Source organism: bacterium SCSIO 12741 (assembly GCA_024398055.1).
In the GTDB taxonomy this organism is placed as follows: domain Bacteria; phylum Bacteroidota; class Bacteroidia; order Flavobacteriales_G; family Salibacteraceae; genus SCSIO-12741.
On sequence record CP073749.1, the window covers coordinates 4,497,514 to 4,514,517 of the forward strand.

Annotated in this window: 20 protein-coding genes; 10 read left to right on the plus strand and 10 right to left on the minus strand. The window is 43.9% G+C overall.

What is annotated here, in order from left to right; genetic code table 11:
• From KFE98_19155 to KFE98_19165, 3 genes are read right to left on the minus strand one after another with little or no spacing between them, the layout of a single operon-like run.
• Positions 1-1,377, minus strand: a complete 1,377-nt coding sequence (locus tag KFE98_19155; GenBank protein UTW62102.1) for a type II/IV secretion system protein — start codon at positions 1,375-1,377, stop codon at positions 1-3.
• 56 nt (positions 1,378-1,433) lie between these two features.
• Entirely contained in the window at positions 1,434-1,931 is a 498-nt protein-coding gene (locus KFE98_19160) for a hypothetical protein (protein ID UTW62103.1), read from the minus strand.
• A 6-nt stretch (positions 1,932-1,937) separates the two neighbouring features.
• The gene (locus tag KFE98_19165; GenBank protein ID UTW62104.1) at positions 1,938-2,369 is read right to left on the minus strand and encodes a prepilin-type N-terminal cleavage/methylation domain-containing protein; all 432 of its coding nucleotides are present in this window, start codon (positions 2,367-2,369) and stop codon (positions 1,938-1,940) included.
• A gap of 302 nt (positions 2,370-2,671) precedes the next feature.
• Between KFE98_19165 and KFE98_19170 the strand changes: the two genes are divergently transcribed.
• From KFE98_19170 to mnmA, 3 genes are all read left to right on the plus strand, one after another.
• Positions 2,672-3,187, plus strand: a complete 516-nt coding sequence (locus KFE98_19170; protein UTW64748.1) for a DNA-deoxyinosine glycosylase — start codon at positions 2,672-2,674, stop codon at positions 3,185-3,187.
• A 188-nt stretch (positions 3,188-3,375) separates the two neighbouring features.
• Positions 3,376-3,618 (plus strand): hypothetical protein, encoded by a 243-nt coding sequence (locus KFE98_19175; GenBank protein ID UTW62105.1) that lies wholly within the window; start codon positions 3,376-3,378, stop codon positions 3,616-3,618.
• A 218-nt stretch (positions 3,619-3,836) separates the two neighbouring features.
• Complete coding sequence (gene mnmA, locus KFE98_19180) at positions 3,837-5,033, plus strand: tRNA 2-thiouridine(34) synthase MnmA (protein UTW62106.1); 1,197 nt, start codon at positions 3,837-3,839, stop codon at positions 5,031-5,033.
• Here mnmA and KFE98_19185 read toward each other — a convergent pair.
• The 4 genes from KFE98_19185 to KFE98_19200 all read right to left on the minus strand — a co-directional run bounded on the left by KFE98_19185 (position 5,016) and on the right by KFE98_19200 (position 8,229).
• On the minus strand, positions 5,016-5,804 hold the full coding sequence (locus KFE98_19185; protein ID UTW62107.1) for a hypothetical protein: 789 nt from the start codon (positions 5,802-5,804) through the stop codon (positions 5,016-5,018). The two genes, mnmA and KFE98_19185, sit on opposite strands and share 18 nt — an antisense overlap.
• A gap of 122 nt (positions 5,805-5,926) precedes the next feature.
• A complete protein-coding gene (locus KFE98_19190; protein UTW62108.1) occupies positions 5,927-6,364 on the minus strand; it encodes a DUF2452 domain-containing protein in 438 nt (145 codons plus the stop codon).
• Positions 6,357-7,541, minus strand: coding sequence for a peptidase M14 (locus KFE98_19195; GenBank protein UTW62109.1), 1,185 nt, complete (start codon positions 7,539-7,541; stop codon positions 6,357-6,359). Before KFE98_19195 ends, KFE98_19190 begins: the two co-directional genes overlap by 8 nt.
• Complete coding sequence (locus KFE98_19200) at positions 7,522-8,229, minus strand: hypothetical protein (GenBank protein ID UTW62110.1); 708 nt, start codon at positions 8,227-8,229, stop codon at positions 7,522-7,524. Before KFE98_19200 ends, KFE98_19195 begins: the two co-directional genes overlap by 20 nt.
• Positions 8,230-8,313: 84 nt before the next feature.
• On the opposite strand from KFE98_19200, the gene KFE98_19205 reads away from it, so the two are divergent.
• Entirely contained in the window at positions 8,314-9,615 is a 1,302-nt protein-coding gene (locus KFE98_19205; protein UTW62111.1) for a 1-acyl-sn-glycerol-3-phosphate acyltransferase, read from the plus strand.
• On the opposite strand, the gene KFE98_19210 is transcribed toward KFE98_19205, so the two are convergent.
• Positions 9,612-9,878: a DUF721 domain-containing protein gene (locus KFE98_19210; GenBank protein UTW62112.1), complete on the minus strand. Its 267-nt coding sequence runs from the start codon at positions 9,876-9,878 to the stop codon at positions 9,612-9,614. The two genes, KFE98_19205 and KFE98_19210, sit on opposite strands and share 4 nt — an antisense overlap.
• A gap of 1 nt (position 9,879) precedes the next feature.
• A complete protein-coding gene (locus KFE98_19215; protein UTW62113.1) occupies positions 9,880-11,001 on the minus strand; it encodes a DNA replication/repair protein RecF in 1,122 nt (373 codons plus the stop codon).
• Between the two features lie 142 nt (positions 11,002-11,143).
• On the opposite strand from KFE98_19215, the gene KFE98_19220 reads away from it, so the two are divergent.
• On the plus strand, positions 11,144-11,842 hold the full coding sequence (locus KFE98_19220) for a tetratricopeptide repeat protein (protein UTW62114.1): 699 nt from the start codon (positions 11,144-11,146) through the stop codon (positions 11,840-11,842).
• Between the two features lie 5 nt (positions 11,843-11,847).
• Positions 11,848-12,336, plus strand: a complete 489-nt coding sequence (locus KFE98_19225) for a 6,7-dimethyl-8-ribityllumazine synthase (GenBank protein UTW62115.1) — start codon at positions 11,848-11,850, stop codon at positions 12,334-12,336.
• Positions 12,337-12,511: 175 nt separating this feature from the next.
• On the opposite strand, the gene KFE98_19230 is transcribed toward KFE98_19225, so the two are convergent.
• The gene (locus tag KFE98_19230; GenBank protein ID UTW62116.1) at positions 12,512-12,934 is read right to left on the minus strand and encodes a nucleoside triphosphate pyrophosphohydrolase family protein; all 423 of its coding nucleotides are present in this window, start codon (positions 12,932-12,934) and stop codon (positions 12,512-12,514) included.
• 161 nt (positions 12,935-13,095) lie between these two features.
• On the opposite strand from KFE98_19230, the gene KFE98_19235 reads away from it, so the two are divergent.
• From KFE98_19235 to KFE98_19250, 4 genes are read left to right on the plus strand one after another with little or no spacing between them, the layout of a single operon-like run.
• Complete coding sequence (locus KFE98_19235) at positions 13,096-14,121, plus strand: MoxR family ATPase (protein ID UTW62117.1); 1,026 nt, start codon at positions 13,096-13,098, stop codon at positions 14,119-14,121.
• Between the two features lie 55 nt (positions 14,122-14,176).
• Positions 14,177-15,052 (plus strand): DUF58 domain-containing protein, encoded by an 876-nt coding sequence (locus KFE98_19240; GenBank protein ID UTW62118.1) that lies wholly within the window; start codon positions 14,177-14,179, stop codon positions 15,050-15,052.
• Positions 15,049-16,014: a hypothetical protein gene (locus KFE98_19245; GenBank protein ID UTW62119.1), complete on the plus strand. Its 966-nt coding sequence runs from the start codon at positions 15,049-15,051 to the stop codon at positions 16,012-16,014. The genes KFE98_19240 and KFE98_19245 overlap by 4 nt, the downstream gene beginning before the upstream one ends.
• Complete coding sequence (locus tag KFE98_19250) at positions 16,011-17,003, plus strand: VWA domain-containing protein (protein UTW62120.1); 993 nt, start codon at positions 16,011-16,013, stop codon at positions 17,001-17,003. The genes KFE98_19245 and KFE98_19250 overlap by 4 nt, the downstream gene beginning before the upstream one ends.
• Position 17,004: the final 1 nt, after the last annotated feature.

Below are 17,004 nucleotides of genomic sequence, written 5' to 3' on the forward strand. Positions count from 1 at the left end.
TTAGTGGTTATGGGTTAAATAAGGATAGACCTCATCCAGGCTGGTTATACCTGACTCAAGAGCGTCAAATGCGTTATCTGACAAGGATTTGATCTTCCATTTAAGGAGGTAATCGCTTATGTTGTTTTCGTTGTTCTTGATCGATTCTACCAATTCTCGGTATACCGGAATAATTTCGTACAGGGCCAATCTTCCTTGATAGCCGCTATGGTGGCAATGAATACAGCCCACCGGTTGATGAATGTGTTGCAAGATCCGCGGTGGTTTGTAGGCAAGCGGAAATTTCTTTAAATCAAAAGCCTCTTCCCGTTTGCAATGGGGGCAGAGTTTTCGAACCAATCGCTGGGCAATGGAAGCATTTAACGTTCCGGACAGCAAAAAGGCCGGTACGCCCATATCACGTAATCGGGAAATGGTTCCCCAAGCAGAATTGGTATGCACTGTTGATAAAACGAGGTGCCCGGTAAGTGCAGCACGGATGGCCATATTAGCCGTTTCAGCATCCCGAATCTCCCCCAGCATAATCACATCCGGATCCTGCCTCAAAAAAGACCGTAAGGCACTGGCAAAGCTCAATCCAATGGATTCCTTTACCTGTACCTGATTGATTCCAGGAAGTGTGTATTCAATGGGGTCTTCAACGGTAACCACATTCAGGTTTTCTTTATTCAAAAGCTTCAGTGTAGCATACAGTGTGGTCGTTTTTCCCGAGCCTGTAGGACCACTGATTAGAACTATCCCGCTGGGTTTACGAATAGCCTCCCGGTAGTAATCTTTTTCCAAATCACGCATACCGAGGGTATCCAAATCGATATTGGTTGCGTCGTTGTTCAACAAACGCATCACCACCTTTTCGCCATACAGCGTGGGTAATACCGATACCCTAATATCAAACTTAACTCCGTGGTTGTCGTATTCAATTCGTCCATCCTGAGGCAGTCGTTTCTCGGCAATATCCAGGTTGGATTTGATTTTAATCTTATTGATTAGCGCCGGGTAGTCATTCTTTGGAATTGCATATTTTTCCATCAAGTGTCCATCGATACGGAAACGTACCCGGCATTTCTTCTCATAACTTTCGATGTGGATATCTGAACTATTTAATCCCTTGGCCTCACCAATAAGATCGTCCAAAAAAGTTTCCGGATTTCTAACCGAAACCGAAATGGCCGACCTTCCCTCCTGCTTCCGGTAATATTTCGAAAGCATCCATTCCATCTGATCGGTATCTACCTGCTCTACTTCAACCGATTTACCCAATAGGATTTCCAGCTCTTCCCACAGCTCAGATTCACTCAAATCACTACAGCAACGCAGCGTTCCATCGCCCTGACCTACAGGAATTACCCGGTAGTCACGAGCCAATCCAGAATCCATACTCTGAATGATTTCGCGGGGATGTTGGTATATTGACTGGGAAGGTTCATTCCAGGTTAGTAAAAGGTCCAGTATTGAGTTAAGGGTAAGATTAAGTCAGTTGAAAAAGAAAGAAGTACCAAGGGGATGAGCTGAATGCTCAAGTATCCTGCTAAGGGCACCGATTCTTTCAAAAAGTTTTTCCGAAACAGAATGCCGTGTAACAAAAGGCTAAAGACAAGACTAAGACTAAAAAAAAGCAAGTAATTGACAAAGGAAAAAAGCGGAGTAATCGCCAGGTAAAAAATTAAATCACCTATGCCAAATAGGTCTTTGAGCGCCTTGCCTTTAGCCCGAAAATATAAAGCTACGATCCCAATCATAGCCAAGCTGTAGGCCATGTTTCCGCCGATGCGCAGGAAAAAATCTACCCATCCATTAGTGGGCCAGGTCAACCCCACTCCAAGAGCGAAAATGACCGGAAAATACCAGGTTCTAATCGCCCGGAATTTCCAATCTTCAATAGCGGCTATCAGCAATAGCAGAGATAATATTAAGCAGAGCAACAAGGTCATAACGCTTTAGTCTTTGGTCACTTCCTTGAGATTCAGATCCTGGTCGATTTCCCAAACGTTAAGTTGGCCATCTCCATCGAAATCTGAAATCGCTGTAGCCCTTGCCAAAAAGGTCGCATTATTCGCTTCTACCACCTCTATCTGGTAATTGGCATTTCCACCATCAGTGGTCAGCTTGGCATGTTCAAATCCCAATTCCGCCATGTCCGTGGAGTATTTGGTATGCACATAGAAATAGGTTTTTTGAAGCGTATGAATGTGCTTCAACTGAAGCTTAGCTTCCTGGGCTTTGGCCTCAGCAATTTTGGGCATTAGGTTGGGTAATGCAATGAGGATAAGAATTCCAATAATGGCTAATACAATGAGCAATTCAGTTAAGGAAAAGGCCTCAGATCGGTGCTGAAATACAGACTTTAATGCTGGCTTCTTGATGGTCATAATTTTGGTTCTAAATCGGTTTAACGTACAGTCAGATACCGCAAACCACCTAATACAAGTTCACAACAACCTATCATTCCCCAAAAGAGGACATGCCCAGGTTCAAATCAGTAAAAAGGAATCAATAATTGAAGCCGGTATGGTTTGGGTTCGTTTATCAATTCGTTGGTTCTCGAATTAGGTAGATTTTCAAATACCTGTCACAAATATCGCAATAAATTCGAATAAATCCATGCCTTTTTTGGGCACATTTAAAAATGAGAAGTGTCGTGGTTTAAATTTGTTTTGTGCCTAAATCTTTGATGCCTGATTCGAATGGATCTTCCCACAATACATTCCTTTCCACCTATCCTATCCCCCAACCGCGTGTCCTAATCTTGGGTACCATGCCCAGTGTAAAATCCCTGGAGGATTACTTTTATTACGCTCATCCCAGAAATGCCTTTTGGCCTATTCTGTTTGATCTATTCGCTCAAACTCCTTCCTCGGATAAAAAAAAACGAACCCAACTCATTGAAAACCATCACCTGGCCTTATGGGATGTTCTACACGGTTGTCAACGAAAAGGGAGTCTGGATCAGGCCATTCAACAGGAGGTTCCAAATGATATCAAAGGGTTACTCAAAAAACACCCCAGTATCCAGACCATCGCATTCAATGGGCAACCGGCCTTCAAATTCTACAAACGGCACCTCGGACCGCCCACTATTCCCCACTTAATTCTCCCGAGTACAAGCCCGGCACATGCCTCCAAAACCAAGCTTCAAAAGCAAGAAGAATGGGCCGCACTACTACCCTGTCTTTTACCGAAAGATTAAGCCAGTTTTACGAGGTAATTAACGGATATTCGACAACTGACATTTTGGAAGGTTAATCCCGCTGTTGGGAAGGTTTTTTAGGTAATTCCCTTAGGTCCTGGTAAACTTGTTTATTGGCAGGAATTTGGACGGAAATGAGCTTTTCAGTGATATTAACTTTTGACTCTCCGGGAATGAATCCGGAAATAATGAACAAACTTGACGATCGTATTCACGCTTTGGGTTTGAAGAGATCGGCTCGGGATGAAAAGAAGTCTGAGATCATGTTATCCAACAATACATTCTCGGGTGAACTGGAAGGCGAAAGTGCGACCAATTTAAGGGATGATATTTTTAGTAAAACCGAAGCTATATTTCTTTCGTTTGGCTTGAAGGGCAAAATCTTTGTCTCTGTAGGAGGCAACTGGTCCTGGGGCATTCGAAACGTATAAATAAGAATTTGCATCAACTCCATCGTTTGGTCACCGCAACAGGCCAAACAATTTCACATCTTAAGTTAAGACGACAAATCCACTTGGAATTCCGGGTGGATTTGCTGTTTTTAGTGGAATCCATAACCAGCCTCAATCGTCCCTCAAGTGCTAAAAAAGGATAATTCAATCAACCAGATCTACTCATTCTTAGAAAGGCCTTAATTTTGCAGCCGATTATGAAAAGAGTGGTAGTTGGCCTTAGTGGCGGAGTAGATAGCAGCGTTACAGCCCTTTTATTGCAGCAGCAAGGATATGAGGTGATCGGAATGTTTATGCGAAACTGGCATGACAACTCGGTTATCATTTCGGAAGAATGCCCTTGGGTGGAGGACAGTACAGATGCCCAGCTTATCGCCGAACAATTGGGCATCCCCTACCAGGTAATCGACTTGAGCGAAGAATACAAGGAACGAATCGTGGATTACATGTTCCGGGAATACGAAGCTGGAAGAACGCCTAATCCTGACGTTTTGTGTAACCGGGAGGTAAAATTTGACCTTTTCCTGAAAGCTGCTCTCCAACTTGATGCAGACTATGTAGCTACCGGACACTATTGCCGAAAGGAAACGATGGAAATCGAAGGAAAACCAGTTCATCGCCTACTCGCCGGATTGGATCCCAATAAAGATCAAAGCTATTTCTTGTGTCAGCTAAATCAGGAGCAACTCTCCCGTGCTCTTTTCCCCATTGGTCATTTGCAAAAATCGGAGGTTAGAAAATTGGCCCTGGAGGCCGGATTGGTAACTGCTGATAAAAAGGACTCTCAAGGTCTTTGTTTTATCGGAAAAGTTAGACTTCCGGAATTTTTGCAACAGCAGCTTAAGCCCAAATCGGGTGAAGTACTTGAAGTGGAAGCTAATTTGGAACAATACAGCCAACAATTTGATCGCAAAGAAGAGTACAATCAGGCAGAATTGGTAGCCATGAGCCGTCCTTACTCGTACGAGAATCAGGAAGCCGATTATCGAATAGCCGGAAAACACAATGGAGCTCACTATTTTACTGTAGGACAGCGAAAAGGACTGGGGATTGGAGGAACCACTGAACCTCTTTTTGTATTGCACACGGATACGGTGGCCAACAAAGTATATACGGGTCAAGGACATGATCACCCGGGACTGTACCGTAAGGGCCTGTTCATTCCAACAAATGACGTGCATTGGGTAAGAGACGACTTAGCGCTCGAGCCTGGAGAAAGCCGTCGCTACGATTTACGGATTCGCTACCGTCAACCTTTGGTAGGTGGTAAACTCTTTTGTGAGTCCGAAGGCCTTTACCTGATCTTTGATGAACCTATGTGGGGAATTACACCAGGACAATTTGCATCCTGGTATCAAGGAGAAGAGCTAATCGGTTCAGGAGTTATTTCCTGATCCTTCAGGTACGTCTTTTTTCAAGAAATACTGAACCGTTCCAAAGTCTTTAAAGGAAGCGTCTGCTCCACCTATTTGCCAGTTCATGTTCAGCATGGTTTTTACATCCAATAGATTGGCATCGGTAACAGCCAGCAACAAACTGATTTGACTTTGCTGAGTTTTAACCTCCGGAATGAAAATCTTAAGTTCCTTGTAAGACATATCGTTTCTGTCGCAGCTGATATCAAACTTCTTACCCGATACTGGGCCTTGAAAATTGAGCAATACAAAATGGTATTTCTTCCCTCCAAAAAAACGGCTTACATACAGGCTTCGAGAGGTTTGCCCACGCTCCATGGGTAGCATAATATTGGTACTCAGGTAGGCAATATTGTCACAGGTAAATCCGGGCCCGGTAACCTGCTCAGAGACATATTTCAACGTATTGATGATTCGGAAAACTACCTTTTCTGTATCCAGCTTTCCATCGGTTACCACATAGTTCCGAAGCTCTTTCACTGTCATCATTCCAGGTTCTTCGTCCTCTGCATCCGGCACATTTTCGTCTTCAGCATTAGGGGTCTGTTCCTGGTAAACTTCTTGATCGCCACGCATTTCAGGCCCACGAAAAGGTTGCTCCGTTTCGTCTGAGTATTCTTCCTCTTCGTAGTATTCGTCTTCGTAATATTCCTCGTCGTCGTAGTATTCACCATCCCCCTCTTCGTTGCAAGCAACAAGGGCAAACATGGAGAATGCGACCACCAACCAAATCCAAAACTTTGTCTTCAATGAAAATCTATTTAGCGTAAAAATAGCTCTTTCCTACGCACAGCCACTGCTCTGTTTTATCAAATTGAGTTTCTGCTTAAGGAAGAAGCACACACGGTTGCTCAAGGGTTGTTTTATCGGCTCTACTCGTTTAGCTCAAGTACATCCCAAGTGTGATCGGCCATTAGGCTCACTTTGGCCACGTAATGGTGTTGCAGGCGTCTTCCCCAGTCTTGTGGAGAAAGAAGGGATAATTGGAAAATTCCATCTTCCTTTTGATAGAGGAAATAGATTTTGCCAATAAGGGGCTCGAAGGACATTTCGGCGGTATAAATCCGCTCACTGATTTCTACCCTACTCTGGAGCTTTTTAGCCTGTTTAGCGAGCAATTCGATCTGCTCCTGGATTTGCTCCATCTGCCGCCCCGTCTGCTCTTCCATAGCAGCCATGGCACGGCCCTTTATTTTCCCTTGATCCTCGGGCTTCACTACAGCACTACCCCGATGATGGCCATATTCAAGGCTGTGGGGAGTTTCCGTTATCTTATCCTTATCGATGGGATTAATGTTCTCTTCACTCATAGCGGATCTGTCCGTTTTCTACGTGTACAAATTTCTCATTATTCCCGCTTAAAACAAAACTTGCCTGCCCTTGCCATTTTAGAGGACTTGCAGTGTATTGGCCTTCAGCATCCCACTCTTCATAACCGTGGTAATGCCGCAAATCGCCTAATTGGCTAACAAAGGCTTGAATTTCAAACTCTTCGGGATTATCTGAGATCTGTACCTCCTTGTATTCAATACCCACATCGGTAACAAGTGATTGACCATTGTGTTCAATCCGCACATTTCGCAGCATTAAATCGACCATTTTCTGGTCATTTTCTGGAATGGTGCCATACCCCATGCGAGTGCCTTTATGCCATTTTCCTGATGCGATTAAGTCGAAACTATGCAGGAGCAACCAAAAATTCATTTCCCGAGCCACCATTCGTTCCGGATCTTTACGATGTCCGCCTGACTCTACCAAAACGGTTCGGTACCCCTGCTGCTGCAAATTATCTCCGGTAGCGGATGGGTAAAATTCATCCGTAAATCGGGAAATAGCCCCAGGAATGCGATGTTGAAGATCTTTGTTCAATTGGTCGATCAACATTTGAGCATCCGCCTGATTTTGACTAAACTCAGGCTTACCCGTTGAAGGCGATAAAAAGGCAATGGTAGCTGGAGTACTTGTTCCTTGAACATTAAACAGGTTGCGCTGATCGTGCATATTGAAGCACCAATCGGCCTTTTCCTGCTTTATGGTTTCCCAAAGAATTTTTATTTCTGGAGAGGACTGACTGACCGCGTCGCGGTTTAAATCAATATCCCAGGCATTTCTACGCTGGAATCGTTCCAATCCGTCCGGGTTTAATACGGGAATAAAAACCAGCGACAATTGTTCACTCCATTGCTCGCAACCAGATCCCTTGTTCAGAAACTCAAACAAATCGAAAAAAGCACGGGTGGCTGTCGATTCATTACCATGCATCTGCGACCAGAGTACAACCTTGATAGGCCCAGTACCCCATCGAACAGCATGTATATCCCTCCCTTCGATAGAAGAACCTAAGAAGCTTACTTCAAATCCTTTATACGCTCTAACTTGATTGAGCTGAGCATAAAAATGGTCACAGTTAAAGCGACGGTTGGGAAAGGCCGGGTGTTGATATTCAGAATAGCTTACAGAAGCAGGATCAAGAATTTGCCAGGGCATATTGTTGCACTTTGGTTTTTACACCGATGTAATAAATATAGTAGCAGCCTCCAAGGATGACATGAGACATTACATTGTAGTTAAAGTACTCATTAATTCCCCAATGGCGGCTATGCACAATTAATGCCCCTACACTTGTCACCAGGCCTAACAGAATGATGGCCGATCCATTGTCTTTCAATTTGATGAAGCGGATCAAGTGGGCCGGCATAACAAATCCTGCCATGGCAATTCCCGCACTTACGCTTACGGCACCAAATCCGGGAACACCAACACGAGAAGGATCATGCTCAAAATTCCCCCAAAGTTGATAACCAAAATAAACACCAACCGAGATGACCAATTGAGCCAGGAAGATGGGGTTTAGAATCTTTTTCACCTTATCACTGTAATCGTAATAACTGGCTACCTGAAAGAAGTAGAGCGCTACTGAGGAAAAAGACCAAGCCAAAACATGGAAGTAATTATGGGGAATGTACAGCGAAAACAAATGGGCTTGCCCACCAGTAAGGGTGCTGAGCCCCATAAAAAGAAAAAATCCTGCAAAAATCTTCGTGTACTGACTCTTGTTTCTGGAGATCAGCTGATAGAATAGCAGCAAGCTCAGGGCACACAAGAAAATATCCGATAGATAGGTACTTGGTTCCTGAAGTTGCAAGCCAAATAATTCAATGGTAACCTTCTTCATTGCGGGCAAAAATAGTTATTCCGACCAGCTAGCATTTTTCATCGTCAGAATCTTTCTAATTTTGACCCCGTTTTAAAAGCCTCTATGTTCTATTTCCCCCTTCAGGTATTAATGGTCATCATTTACCGAATTTACTTTCGGAGCATGCACATGGCCAACCTCAAGTACTGGCACACCAAAAAACCTACTCTCTTGGTATGCAATCACGTAAATGCCTTTTTGGATCCCATTATGCTTCCAGCACAAATGCGATTAAAGGTCTATTTCATCACCCGGGGAGATGTATTTAAAACGCCTTTTTTGAGCTGGGCTATGTGGCAGTTGAACCAGTTGCCCATGTTCCGAAGAAGGGATGGACTCAAGAATTTAAAGCGCAACGAAGAAACGTTTAACCGATGCTTTGATTTGCTGAAAGAGGGTAAACGCATCATGATTTTTCCAGAAGGAGATTGTGTTAACGAAATGCACTTAAGACCCATCCAAAAAGGGTCAGCCCGAATGGTATTTGGAGCTATTGAAAAATACGGCTGGGATCTTGATTTGCACATTCAAACAACGAGCGTACACTACTCCAATCCTTCTGAATTTCGCTCCGATGTGACCACCAATGTGGGTAAACCTTTTCCGGTAATCGAATACAAGGAATTGTATGAGAGCGAGCCTGCCAAGGCCATTACCAAAATGACCAAAGACATTGAGAAAAACATGAAGGAGCACTATATCCAGATGGATGATAAATCGGATATAGAGCTGTTTGATCAATGGGCCACCATCGCTCGTAGCGAAACCCCATCCTCGGTGGTTCCGTGGAGACAATTAAACAACAAACGATTTGATCGGGAAAAGGCCATAAGCGACAAGCTCAACGACATAAGAGCAAACGACCCGGATTCACTGGAGCCCCTCAAAACTCAGGCTTCCAAGTATTTTGATAGGTTAAAAGGATTAAACCTGCGTGACCGGGATTTGAGCCGTAGCCGTAAAAGCTTAGCTCCAGGCACCTTATTTCTAATTCTTGGACTTCCTTTATTTATCGTTGGCTATTTGCTCAACATTGTTCAATTTACCGTAGCCGATAACAAAGCCAAAAAAGCCAAAGAGGTCATCTTTAAAAATTCCACACGATTGGTTTTCACCATGCTGATGAATTTGGGGGTGGTGTTCATCCTATTCTTAGGCCTATTAATTGCGGGAAACATTTGGATGGCGATTGGCGGTGTGGTGGCATTTTGGTTGCTGGCTTGGTACACGATTAACTACCGCGAGTATTTAAGAGATACCAACTACGCCTTCCGCTACCATTCGGTAAAGGGCAAAAAATCGAAAGAAATGGAAGAGTTGACCCAGGAACGCCAGGCCATTCTTGATCTTATTCCAGGACTCTAACGAATCACGACCTCTTCAATCACTTCTGATCCGGCGAATCCGTTAACCTTTTGAACGATCAAATCTTTTCCGTAGGACAACTCTTGTTTTAGCACCGCTGAGTCCATTTGCAGGTACAATGTTTTTCCACGGATTTCCAGTTTTCGGGTATGACGGCTGATCATTTTGCCCATCAGTTCTTCCCAATGCTGACGAAGATCCACTTCCTGCAAGCGATCATCCAGTTGATATTGTTTCATTAGCTGCTTGAGCAGCGCTTTCATATCATATTGATTTTTCTCGCTCATAATCTTTGATCTGTCCCTTCTCAACTTGCAACAGCTGAAAGGGTTTACCAATACGTTTTAGGATGGGTTCCATTCTTCCCAATTCCGTATCAGTGATGAAAATTTGTCCAAAATCATTACCACTCACCAATTTGACCAAGGCCTCTACCCGATTGGCGTCCAGCTTGTCAAAAATGTCATCGAGCAGCAACAAAGGCATTGTTCCTTTTTTCTGACGGATAAATTCAAATTGCGCCAGTTTTAAAGCCACCAAATAGGTTTTCTGTTGACCTTGTGATCCCATTTTTTTCAAGGGACGATCAGCCAGGGTAAAAGTTAAGTCCTCTTTATGGATACCTTGTGTGGTATACCTCATTTGACGATCCTTATCCAAGGACAATTGCAACAACTCTAATAAGGAATGATCCTTCATTCCAGTAGAATACTCCAGGTTAATACTCTCTCGATCTCCGGAAATAAGGGAATAGAACCGCTGAAAACAAGGAATAAACTCTTGCAAGAAAGATTCCCGGGTTTCATGAATGGGGGCTCCCAATTCCTGTAGCTTTTCATCCCAAATCTGAAGGGCGTCCGCATCAAAGAATCGATTTTCGTAAAATGACTTCAGGAGTGAATTTCGCTGAGTCAAAGCACGCTGGTAGTTCAAAAGGCGATCCAGGTAAAGATGATCAAATTGGGCAATCACTCCATCCATGAACCGTCTACGCACTTCCGAACCTTCCGATATTAATTGACTATCGGAAGGAGAAACCATCACCAGGGGAATTTCTCCAATGTGATCAGCCAGCTTCTCATATTCCTTTTTATTGCGCTTAAACTGCTTCTTCTGCCCTTTTTTAATCCCGCAGAACACCTTCGACTCTTTCCCTTTTTTTTCAAAGGTTCCTTGAATAACAAAGAAGTCTTGATCTATTTTAATATTCTGACTATCAACCGGATTAAAAAAGCTTTTGCAAAAGGCCAGGTAGTAAATGGCATCCAACAAATTCGTCTTCCCCTGCCCATTGTTACCAATGAAACAATTCACATTATCGTTGAGGCTTAATTCTGCCTCCTCGTAATTTTTGAAATTGACCAGGGAAAGGTTTTTGAGAATCATGCTAACTGTATTCGAGGCAAATTTAGAGCCCACTGAGTTAAGATATGAGCATTTAACCGTTTATATTTTTCCCCGTCTTACTAACAAAGGCTGTTGATGATAGGGTAAAAAAAGTATATTTGCAGCTTCAAAAAAATGCCCAATGTCTAAAAAGAATCACGAAGAAAAGGACGAAGTAATTGTTGATATAGGCGGCACCTACAACCAGGTGGAGCAATTTATCGAAAAGAACAAGAACGTCATGGTTGGCGGTCTGGTAGCTATTGCCCTTGTTATCGGTGGCTTCTTTGCCTACAACTCATTTTATCTGGAACCTCTTCAAGAAGAGGCTTCTAACGAAATCTGGAGAGCCCAGCAATATGAGCGCTCTGACTCTTTGGAGCAAGCACTCTATGGAGACGGCATGTACATGGGCTTTGAAGGTATCTCTGATGACTTCGGTGCTACCAACACCGGAAAATTGGCCAACTATCAAATGGGCTTGGTTTACATGAGACAAGGAGAATACCAATTGGCTATCGATGCTATGGATGATTTCAAATCAGACGATGTCATGGCCTCTGCTATCGCTCTTGGCGTTCAGGGAGATGCTTACATGCAATTGGATGATCCTGATATGGCTCTTTCTAAGTACATCGCTGCTGCTCGTCGCAGTCCTAACAACTTTACCACTCCTATCTTCTTGAAGAAAGCTGGAGAAGTTGCCGAGGCCTTGGGAGACTACAGCCAGGCGGTTAGTCTTTACGAGGAAATCGAAAAAGACTACAAAGACACTCAGGAAGGTAAATCCATCGAGAAATTCTTGTACCGCGCCAAGACTCGTGCGGCAAACAACGGCTAAGCCCTATGGCTACGGCACTCAAAAACCTTTCGGATTACGATCCTCAATCTGTACCTAATGCTTCTGGCATGAAGTTCGGTGTGGTGGTTTCAGAATGGAATCAAAACATCACTTTTGCCTTGGCTAAAGGCGCAGTAGACACACTCCTTAATTGCGGAGCCAAAGAAGAAAACATTCTTCAGCATTTCGTACCTGGCAGTTTTGAACTACCCTTGGGAGCTCAATGGATGCTTGAACAAACAGATGTGGATGCGGTAATCTGCATTGGAAGCGTTATCCGTGGCGAAACAGAACACTTCACCTTTGTTTGTGAAGCTACTTCTCAAGGCGTTAAAGACGTTTCCCTCAAATACGGAAAACCTGTCATTTTCGGAGTTCTTACCGACGATACCCTTCAACAATCCATCGATCGCTCCGGCGGTAAACATGGAAACAAAGGCGATGAAGCTGCCATCACAGCCATTAAGATGGCGGCGTTGAAAGCTAGCCTTTAACAATTTCGAATTCTGAATTCTGAATTTTGATTTGCTCCTTAGAGCATTCTTGACTTGGATTAATAATGGACTAATATTTCCGAGCCGATCTCAAATAGGGAGGTGGAACATCTTTCCAGATGTTATAATTTTCAAATTTCCAACCCGGCAATATCGGATCTAAATTCCAACTCCTCTACCCTCTTTTCGGGCTGCGTCCTTCCAAAATGGCGGCGATGTCTGGACGAAAATACTGATCGCTTTTCATCACTTTTCCATCTTCCCGATAAATCGGTTCTCCATTCGCATCCAACTTGGATAAATTGCTTTGCTGGATCTCATGATACACTTCTTCGATCTTGTGCTGCAATCCGTGAGTAATGATTGTTCCACACAAGATGTAAAGCATATCTCCCAAGGCATCAGCCACTTCCACAAGGTCACCCGATTTTGCAGCTTGAAGGTATTCCTCATTTTCCTCGGCCATCAATTTGTGTCTCAAATCAATGATCGATTCTTTTAAATCCACGGTAGGCGTTTCTGAATAACCCACTCGAAATGATTCGTGAAAGGTTTTAACGTATTCAATTGTCTCCTGAAGGCTTAATGGACTTTTCATTTTAATTTTTTTTAACATCGGGAAGCCGCTAAAATAGGGCGTTTTGGCACATTTTCGAGTCTCTGATGCTTAACTTTAATTAACAGCGGAATAATTAGCAAACCCTTGTCAAATAAGGACTTTTGTAGTGCAGACACCCCCATATTGTTAAAAGAAAAAATATGAGTGAAATTCAGTCCCCGGTAACGTCGTCTGAATCGACCGACATTCGAGCGATAAACGAGAAAATTCAACAAGAAAGTTCCTTCGTGGATTTGATCCACATGGAAATGTCCAAAGTCATTGTTGGGCAAAGTCACATGGTAGAAAGCCTCCTTATCGGGTTGCTATCCGATGGACACATCCTGTTGGAAGGAGTACCAGGGCTGGCCAAAACCTTAGCCATTAATTCACTTTCTCAAACGGTGGATGCCGAATTTAGCCGTATCCAGTTTACACCGGACTTGCTACCGGCTGACGTTTTGGGAACCCAGATATACAGCCAAAAGAACGAAGAGTTTACGGTTAAAAAAGGGCCTATCTTCGCCAATTTCATTTTGGCGGATGAGATTAACCGAGCCCCGGCTAAAGTGCAGTCTGCCCTTTTAGAGGCCATGCAGGAACGTCAAGTTACCATTGGTGAAGAAACATTTAAACTGCCTGGTCCATTTCTGGTGATGGCTACCCAAAACCCGGTAGAGCAAGAAGGAACTTATCCTCTTCCAGAAGCCCAGGTTGACCGTTTTATGTTGAAGGTCGTTCTGGATTATCCGAAGAAGGAAGAAGAAAAGCTAATTATCCGTCACAACCTTTCCAAAGCAGGAATGGCACGTCCAAATACGATTCTGAAACCAGAAGACATCGAACGGGCCAAGCAGATTGTGAAGGAAGTCTACCTGGATGAAAAAATTGAGCAATACGTGGTCGACATTGTATTCGCTACTCGTAACCCCGGAGCTTATGGCATGAGCAACTTCGATTCGCTCATCAGTTTTGGTGGGTCGCCACGTGCCAGCATTAGTTTGGCTAAGGCAGCCAAAGCTTACGCTTTCATTAAGCGCCGTGGTTATGTAATTCCTGAAGATGTGAGAGCCGTTTGCCACGACGTATTGCGCCATCGAATTGGCCTATCATACGAAGCGGAGGCAGAAAACATCACCAGTGAAGATATTATCACCGAGATTCTAAACCGGGTTGAGATTCCTTAATCCACCCGATTTTAATAAAGGCAAAACCTGGTAAATTATTAAGTCTGCATCCGCAATGGATACAACGGAGCTATTAAAAAAAGTCAGAAAAATTGAGATCAAAACACGTGGTCTCACCTCGCAGTTGTTTGCTGGAGAATACCACTCGGCATTCAAAGGCTCGGGTATGGCTTTTAGCGAAGTGCGGGAATACAACCGTGGCGATGAGATCCGTAAAATTGACTGGAACGTAACGGCTCGTTTTAATCACCCTTTCATCAAAATATTTGAAGAAGAACGTGAGCTAACGGTTATGCTCTTGGTGGATGTTTCGGGTTCCGAACAATTTGGAACCCAAACGCAATTGAAACGAGAGCTAATCACTGAAATGTGTGCCGTACTCTCCTTCTCTGCCATTCAAAACAACGACAAGATTGGAGTCATTTTCTTCAGCGACAAAATCGAGAAGTTTATTCCTCCCAAAAAAGGAAAAAGCCATATCCTTCGAATCATTCGAGAGCTTTTGACCTTTGAGCCTGAAAGCAAAGGCACCAATATTTCTGAAGCCTTGCGCTACCTTACCCAGGCCATTAAGAAAAAGAGTACGGTATTCTTACTATCCGACTTTTTGGACAAAGACTACGAACACGCTCTCAAAATCGCGAATCGGAAACACGATCTCATTAGCCTTCGCATTTATGACCGTTGGTTTTATGAGTTGCCGGATTTAGGAGCTATTCCCCTACTCGATCGGGAGAGCGGACAGATAAAACTCGTGGACACTTCCAGCAAAAAAGTCCGTCAACGATACGAACAGGAAAATCAGGAATGGACCGAGGCTTTGGAAGAACAGTTTAAGCGGGCTGGAATTGACTTTACCCATATCGGAACGCATGAATCCTATGTTAAACCCCTTATGACCCTTTTCAAAAAGAGAGAGGGCAGACGATGAGCAGCCGATTTCTACATAGCGGACTCCTTTTCACCTTGCTCCTATGGGCCAGTGGAGTATTTGCACAACAAGCGAGCTTAGAAGTCAAACTGGATACTGGGCTCATTGCTATTGGCGAGCAAATTCAGTTGACTCTTGATATTCGAGCTCCCAAAGATGCTCGTGTAGAATGGCCTGAATGGAAAGACACCCTGGTAGGAAAAATTGAGATTCTCGAAGCTTCCAACCCAGATACGGTTTACAACGCAGGATTAAAAACCGTGACACAGCAATTGACCTTAACCGGCTTTGATTCTGGCCTTTTTGTCGTTCCTCCTGTTGTCGCATTTGTTGATGATATTGCTGTAAAATCGCGTCCTTTTTTGATTCAAGTAGTTACTTATCAAATTGATACCATCAAAGGGATCAACGACATCAAACGAGTGCAAGAAGCTGATTTTGGTTGGCGCGATGCACTTGAAGTTTTTTGGCCAGTTGGAGTGGCCTTGGTTGGTTTAGGGGTAATTGGATTTATCATGGTATGGCTGGGTCGTCACCGCAAAAGAAAAGTGGTGGTGAAGGAAAAGCCCAAGGTTATTCCACATGCCCATGCCCTGCGCCGATTAGAAGAATTGCAGCAACAACAGCTCTGGCAAAGTGGTCAGGTGAAAGAATACCATGCCTCATTTTCTGAGATTATACGGGAATACATCGAGAATCAATTTGGAATTCTCGCCTTGGAGCAAACCACCGATGAAATCATGCAACAATTGAGGGTAGTGAATATAGACCCATTACTCAAAGAAGAATTGCAGCGCCAGTTGATGCTATCCGATTTGGTCAAATTTGCCAAGCATCTTCCCTTACCTGTTGAGAACGAACGTATCCTCCGTTTTTCCTTTCAGTTTGTAGAACAGACGATTCCCAACGAAAAAGAAGAGGAAAAAGTGGCTGAACCTGAATCAGAAGGAGGTAAGTCATGAGCGGAATAGACTTAGCAAACATCCACTGGCTGTGGGCATTAGGACTTATCCCCCTACTCGCACTTTACTACTTTTGGCGCAATCCGAATAACCGGGCGACGGTATCCGTACCCACCTTTGGATCGCTGGCTAATTCAGGTTTCTCCCTCAAAGAATGGACCTATCATGGCCTTATCGTCTTTAGACTAATTGCTTTGGGTTTAATCATCTTCGTACTGGCCCGCCCCCAATCCTCCTCCTCCTGGGAAGATGTGAACACGGAAGGAATCGACATTGTGGTTTGCCTGGATATCTCAGGTAGTATGTTGGCCGAAGATTTTGAGCCCAATAGATTGGAAGCTTCCAAAGAAGTAGCTAAAGAGTTCATTGAAGGTCGACCTAATGACCGTATTGGTTTAGTGGTGTATGCAGGCGAAAGCTTTACCCAGTGTCCTTTAACCACAGATCATACCGTGGTCAAAAATCTATTTCAGGAGGTTCAGTTTGGCCAAATTCAAGACGGAACCGCTATCGGAATGGGATTGGCTACAGCGGTTAATCGACTAAAGAAGAGCGATGCAAAAAGTAAGGTAATCATCCTGCTAACGGATGGTCAAAATACCACAGGAGCCATTTCTCCAGTCACAGCAGCCGACATTGCCAAAACCTATGGAATTCGGGTCTACACCATTGGTGTTGGAACGAATGGTCAAGCTCCATTTCCCGTCGAAACTCCATTTGGCCGCCAGTACCGCCACATGGATGTTAAAATTGATGAAGAAACCCTGACCTCTATTGCCGACCTCACCGATGGACAGTACTTTCGTGCCACAGACAACGATAAGCTGGCCGAAGTGTATCGGGAGATCGATAAACTGGAAAAATCAAAAACAGAAGTCACCGAATACCGTAAGAAAGCGGAAGAGTTTTTCCCCTATCTGTTGGCAGCTGTTTTGTTGTTGGGATTGGAATATTTAATTAGAAACACCTACTTAAGGGCTCTGGTATAAC

Excerpts from the sequence above, each read along its gene's own strand:
- KFE98_19165 (UTW62104.1), bottom strand. The coding sequence starts at position 2,369 with ATGACCATCAAGAAGCCAGCATTAAAGTCTGTATTTCAGCACCGATCT.
- mnmA (UTW62106.1), top strand. The coding sequence starts at position 3,837 with ATGAAAAGAGTGGTAGTTGGCCTTAGTGGCGGAGTAGATAGCAGCGTT.
- KFE98_19190 (UTW62108.1), bottom strand. The coding sequence starts at position 6,364 with ATGAGTGAAGAGAACATTAATCCCATCGATAAGGATAAGATAACGGAA.
- KFE98_19250 (UTW62120.1), top strand. The coding sequence starts at position 16,011 with ATGAGCGGAATAGACTTAGCAAACATCCACTGGCTGTGGGCATTAGGA.
- KFE98_19160 (UTW62103.1), bottom strand. The coding sequence starts at position 1,931 with ATGACCTTGTTGCTCTGCTTAATATTATCTCTGCTATTGCTGATAGCC.
- KFE98_19245 (UTW62119.1), top strand. The coding sequence starts at position 15,049 with ATGAGCAGCCGATTTCTACATAGCGGACTCCTTTTCACCTTGCTCCTA.
- KFE98_19175 (UTW62105.1), top strand. The coding sequence starts at position 3,376 with ATGAACAAACTTGACGATCGTATTCACGCTTTGGGTTTGAAGAGATCG.
- KFE98_19195 (UTW62109.1), bottom strand. The coding sequence starts at position 7,541 with ATGCCCTGGCAAATTCTTGATCCTGCTTCTGTAAGCTATTCTGAATAT.
- KFE98_19220 (UTW62114.1), top strand. The coding sequence starts at position 11,144 with ATGTCTAAAAAGAATCACGAAGAAAAGGACGAAGTAATTGTTGATATA.
- KFE98_19170 (UTW64748.1), top strand. The coding sequence starts at position 2,672 with ATGCCTGATTCGAATGGATCTTCCCACAATACATTCCTTTCCACCTAT.
- KFE98_19210 (UTW62112.1), bottom strand. The coding sequence starts at position 9,878 with ATGAAAGCGCTGCTCAAGCAGCTAATGAAACAATATCAACTGGATGAT.
- KFE98_19200 (UTW62110.1), bottom strand. The coding sequence starts at position 8,229 with ATGAAGAAGGTTACCATTGAATTATTTGGCTTGCAACTTCAGGAACCA.
- KFE98_19225 (UTW62115.1), top strand. The coding sequence starts at position 11,848 with ATGGCTACGGCACTCAAAAACCTTTCGGATTACGATCCTCAATCTGTA.
- KFE98_19215 (UTW62113.1), bottom strand. The coding sequence starts at position 11,001 with ATGATTCTCAAAAACCTTTCCCTGGTCAATTTCAAAAATTACGAGGAG.
- KFE98_19155 (UTW62102.1), bottom strand. The coding sequence starts at position 1,377 with ATGGATTCTGGATTGGCTCGTGACTACCGGGTAATTCCTGTAGGTCAG.
- KFE98_19205 (UTW62111.1), top strand. The coding sequence starts at position 8,314 with ATGTTCTATTTCCCCCTTCAGGTATTAATGGTCATCATTTACCGAATT.
- KFE98_19235 (UTW62117.1), top strand. The coding sequence starts at position 13,096 with ATGAGTGAAATTCAGTCCCCGGTAACGTCGTCTGAATCGACCGACATT.
- KFE98_19240 (UTW62118.1), top strand. The coding sequence starts at position 14,177 with ATGGATACAACGGAGCTATTAAAAAAAGTCAGAAAAATTGAGATCAAA.
- KFE98_19230 (UTW62116.1), bottom strand. The coding sequence starts at position 12,934 with ATGAAAAGTCCATTAAGCCTTCAGGAGACAATTGAATACGTTAAAACC.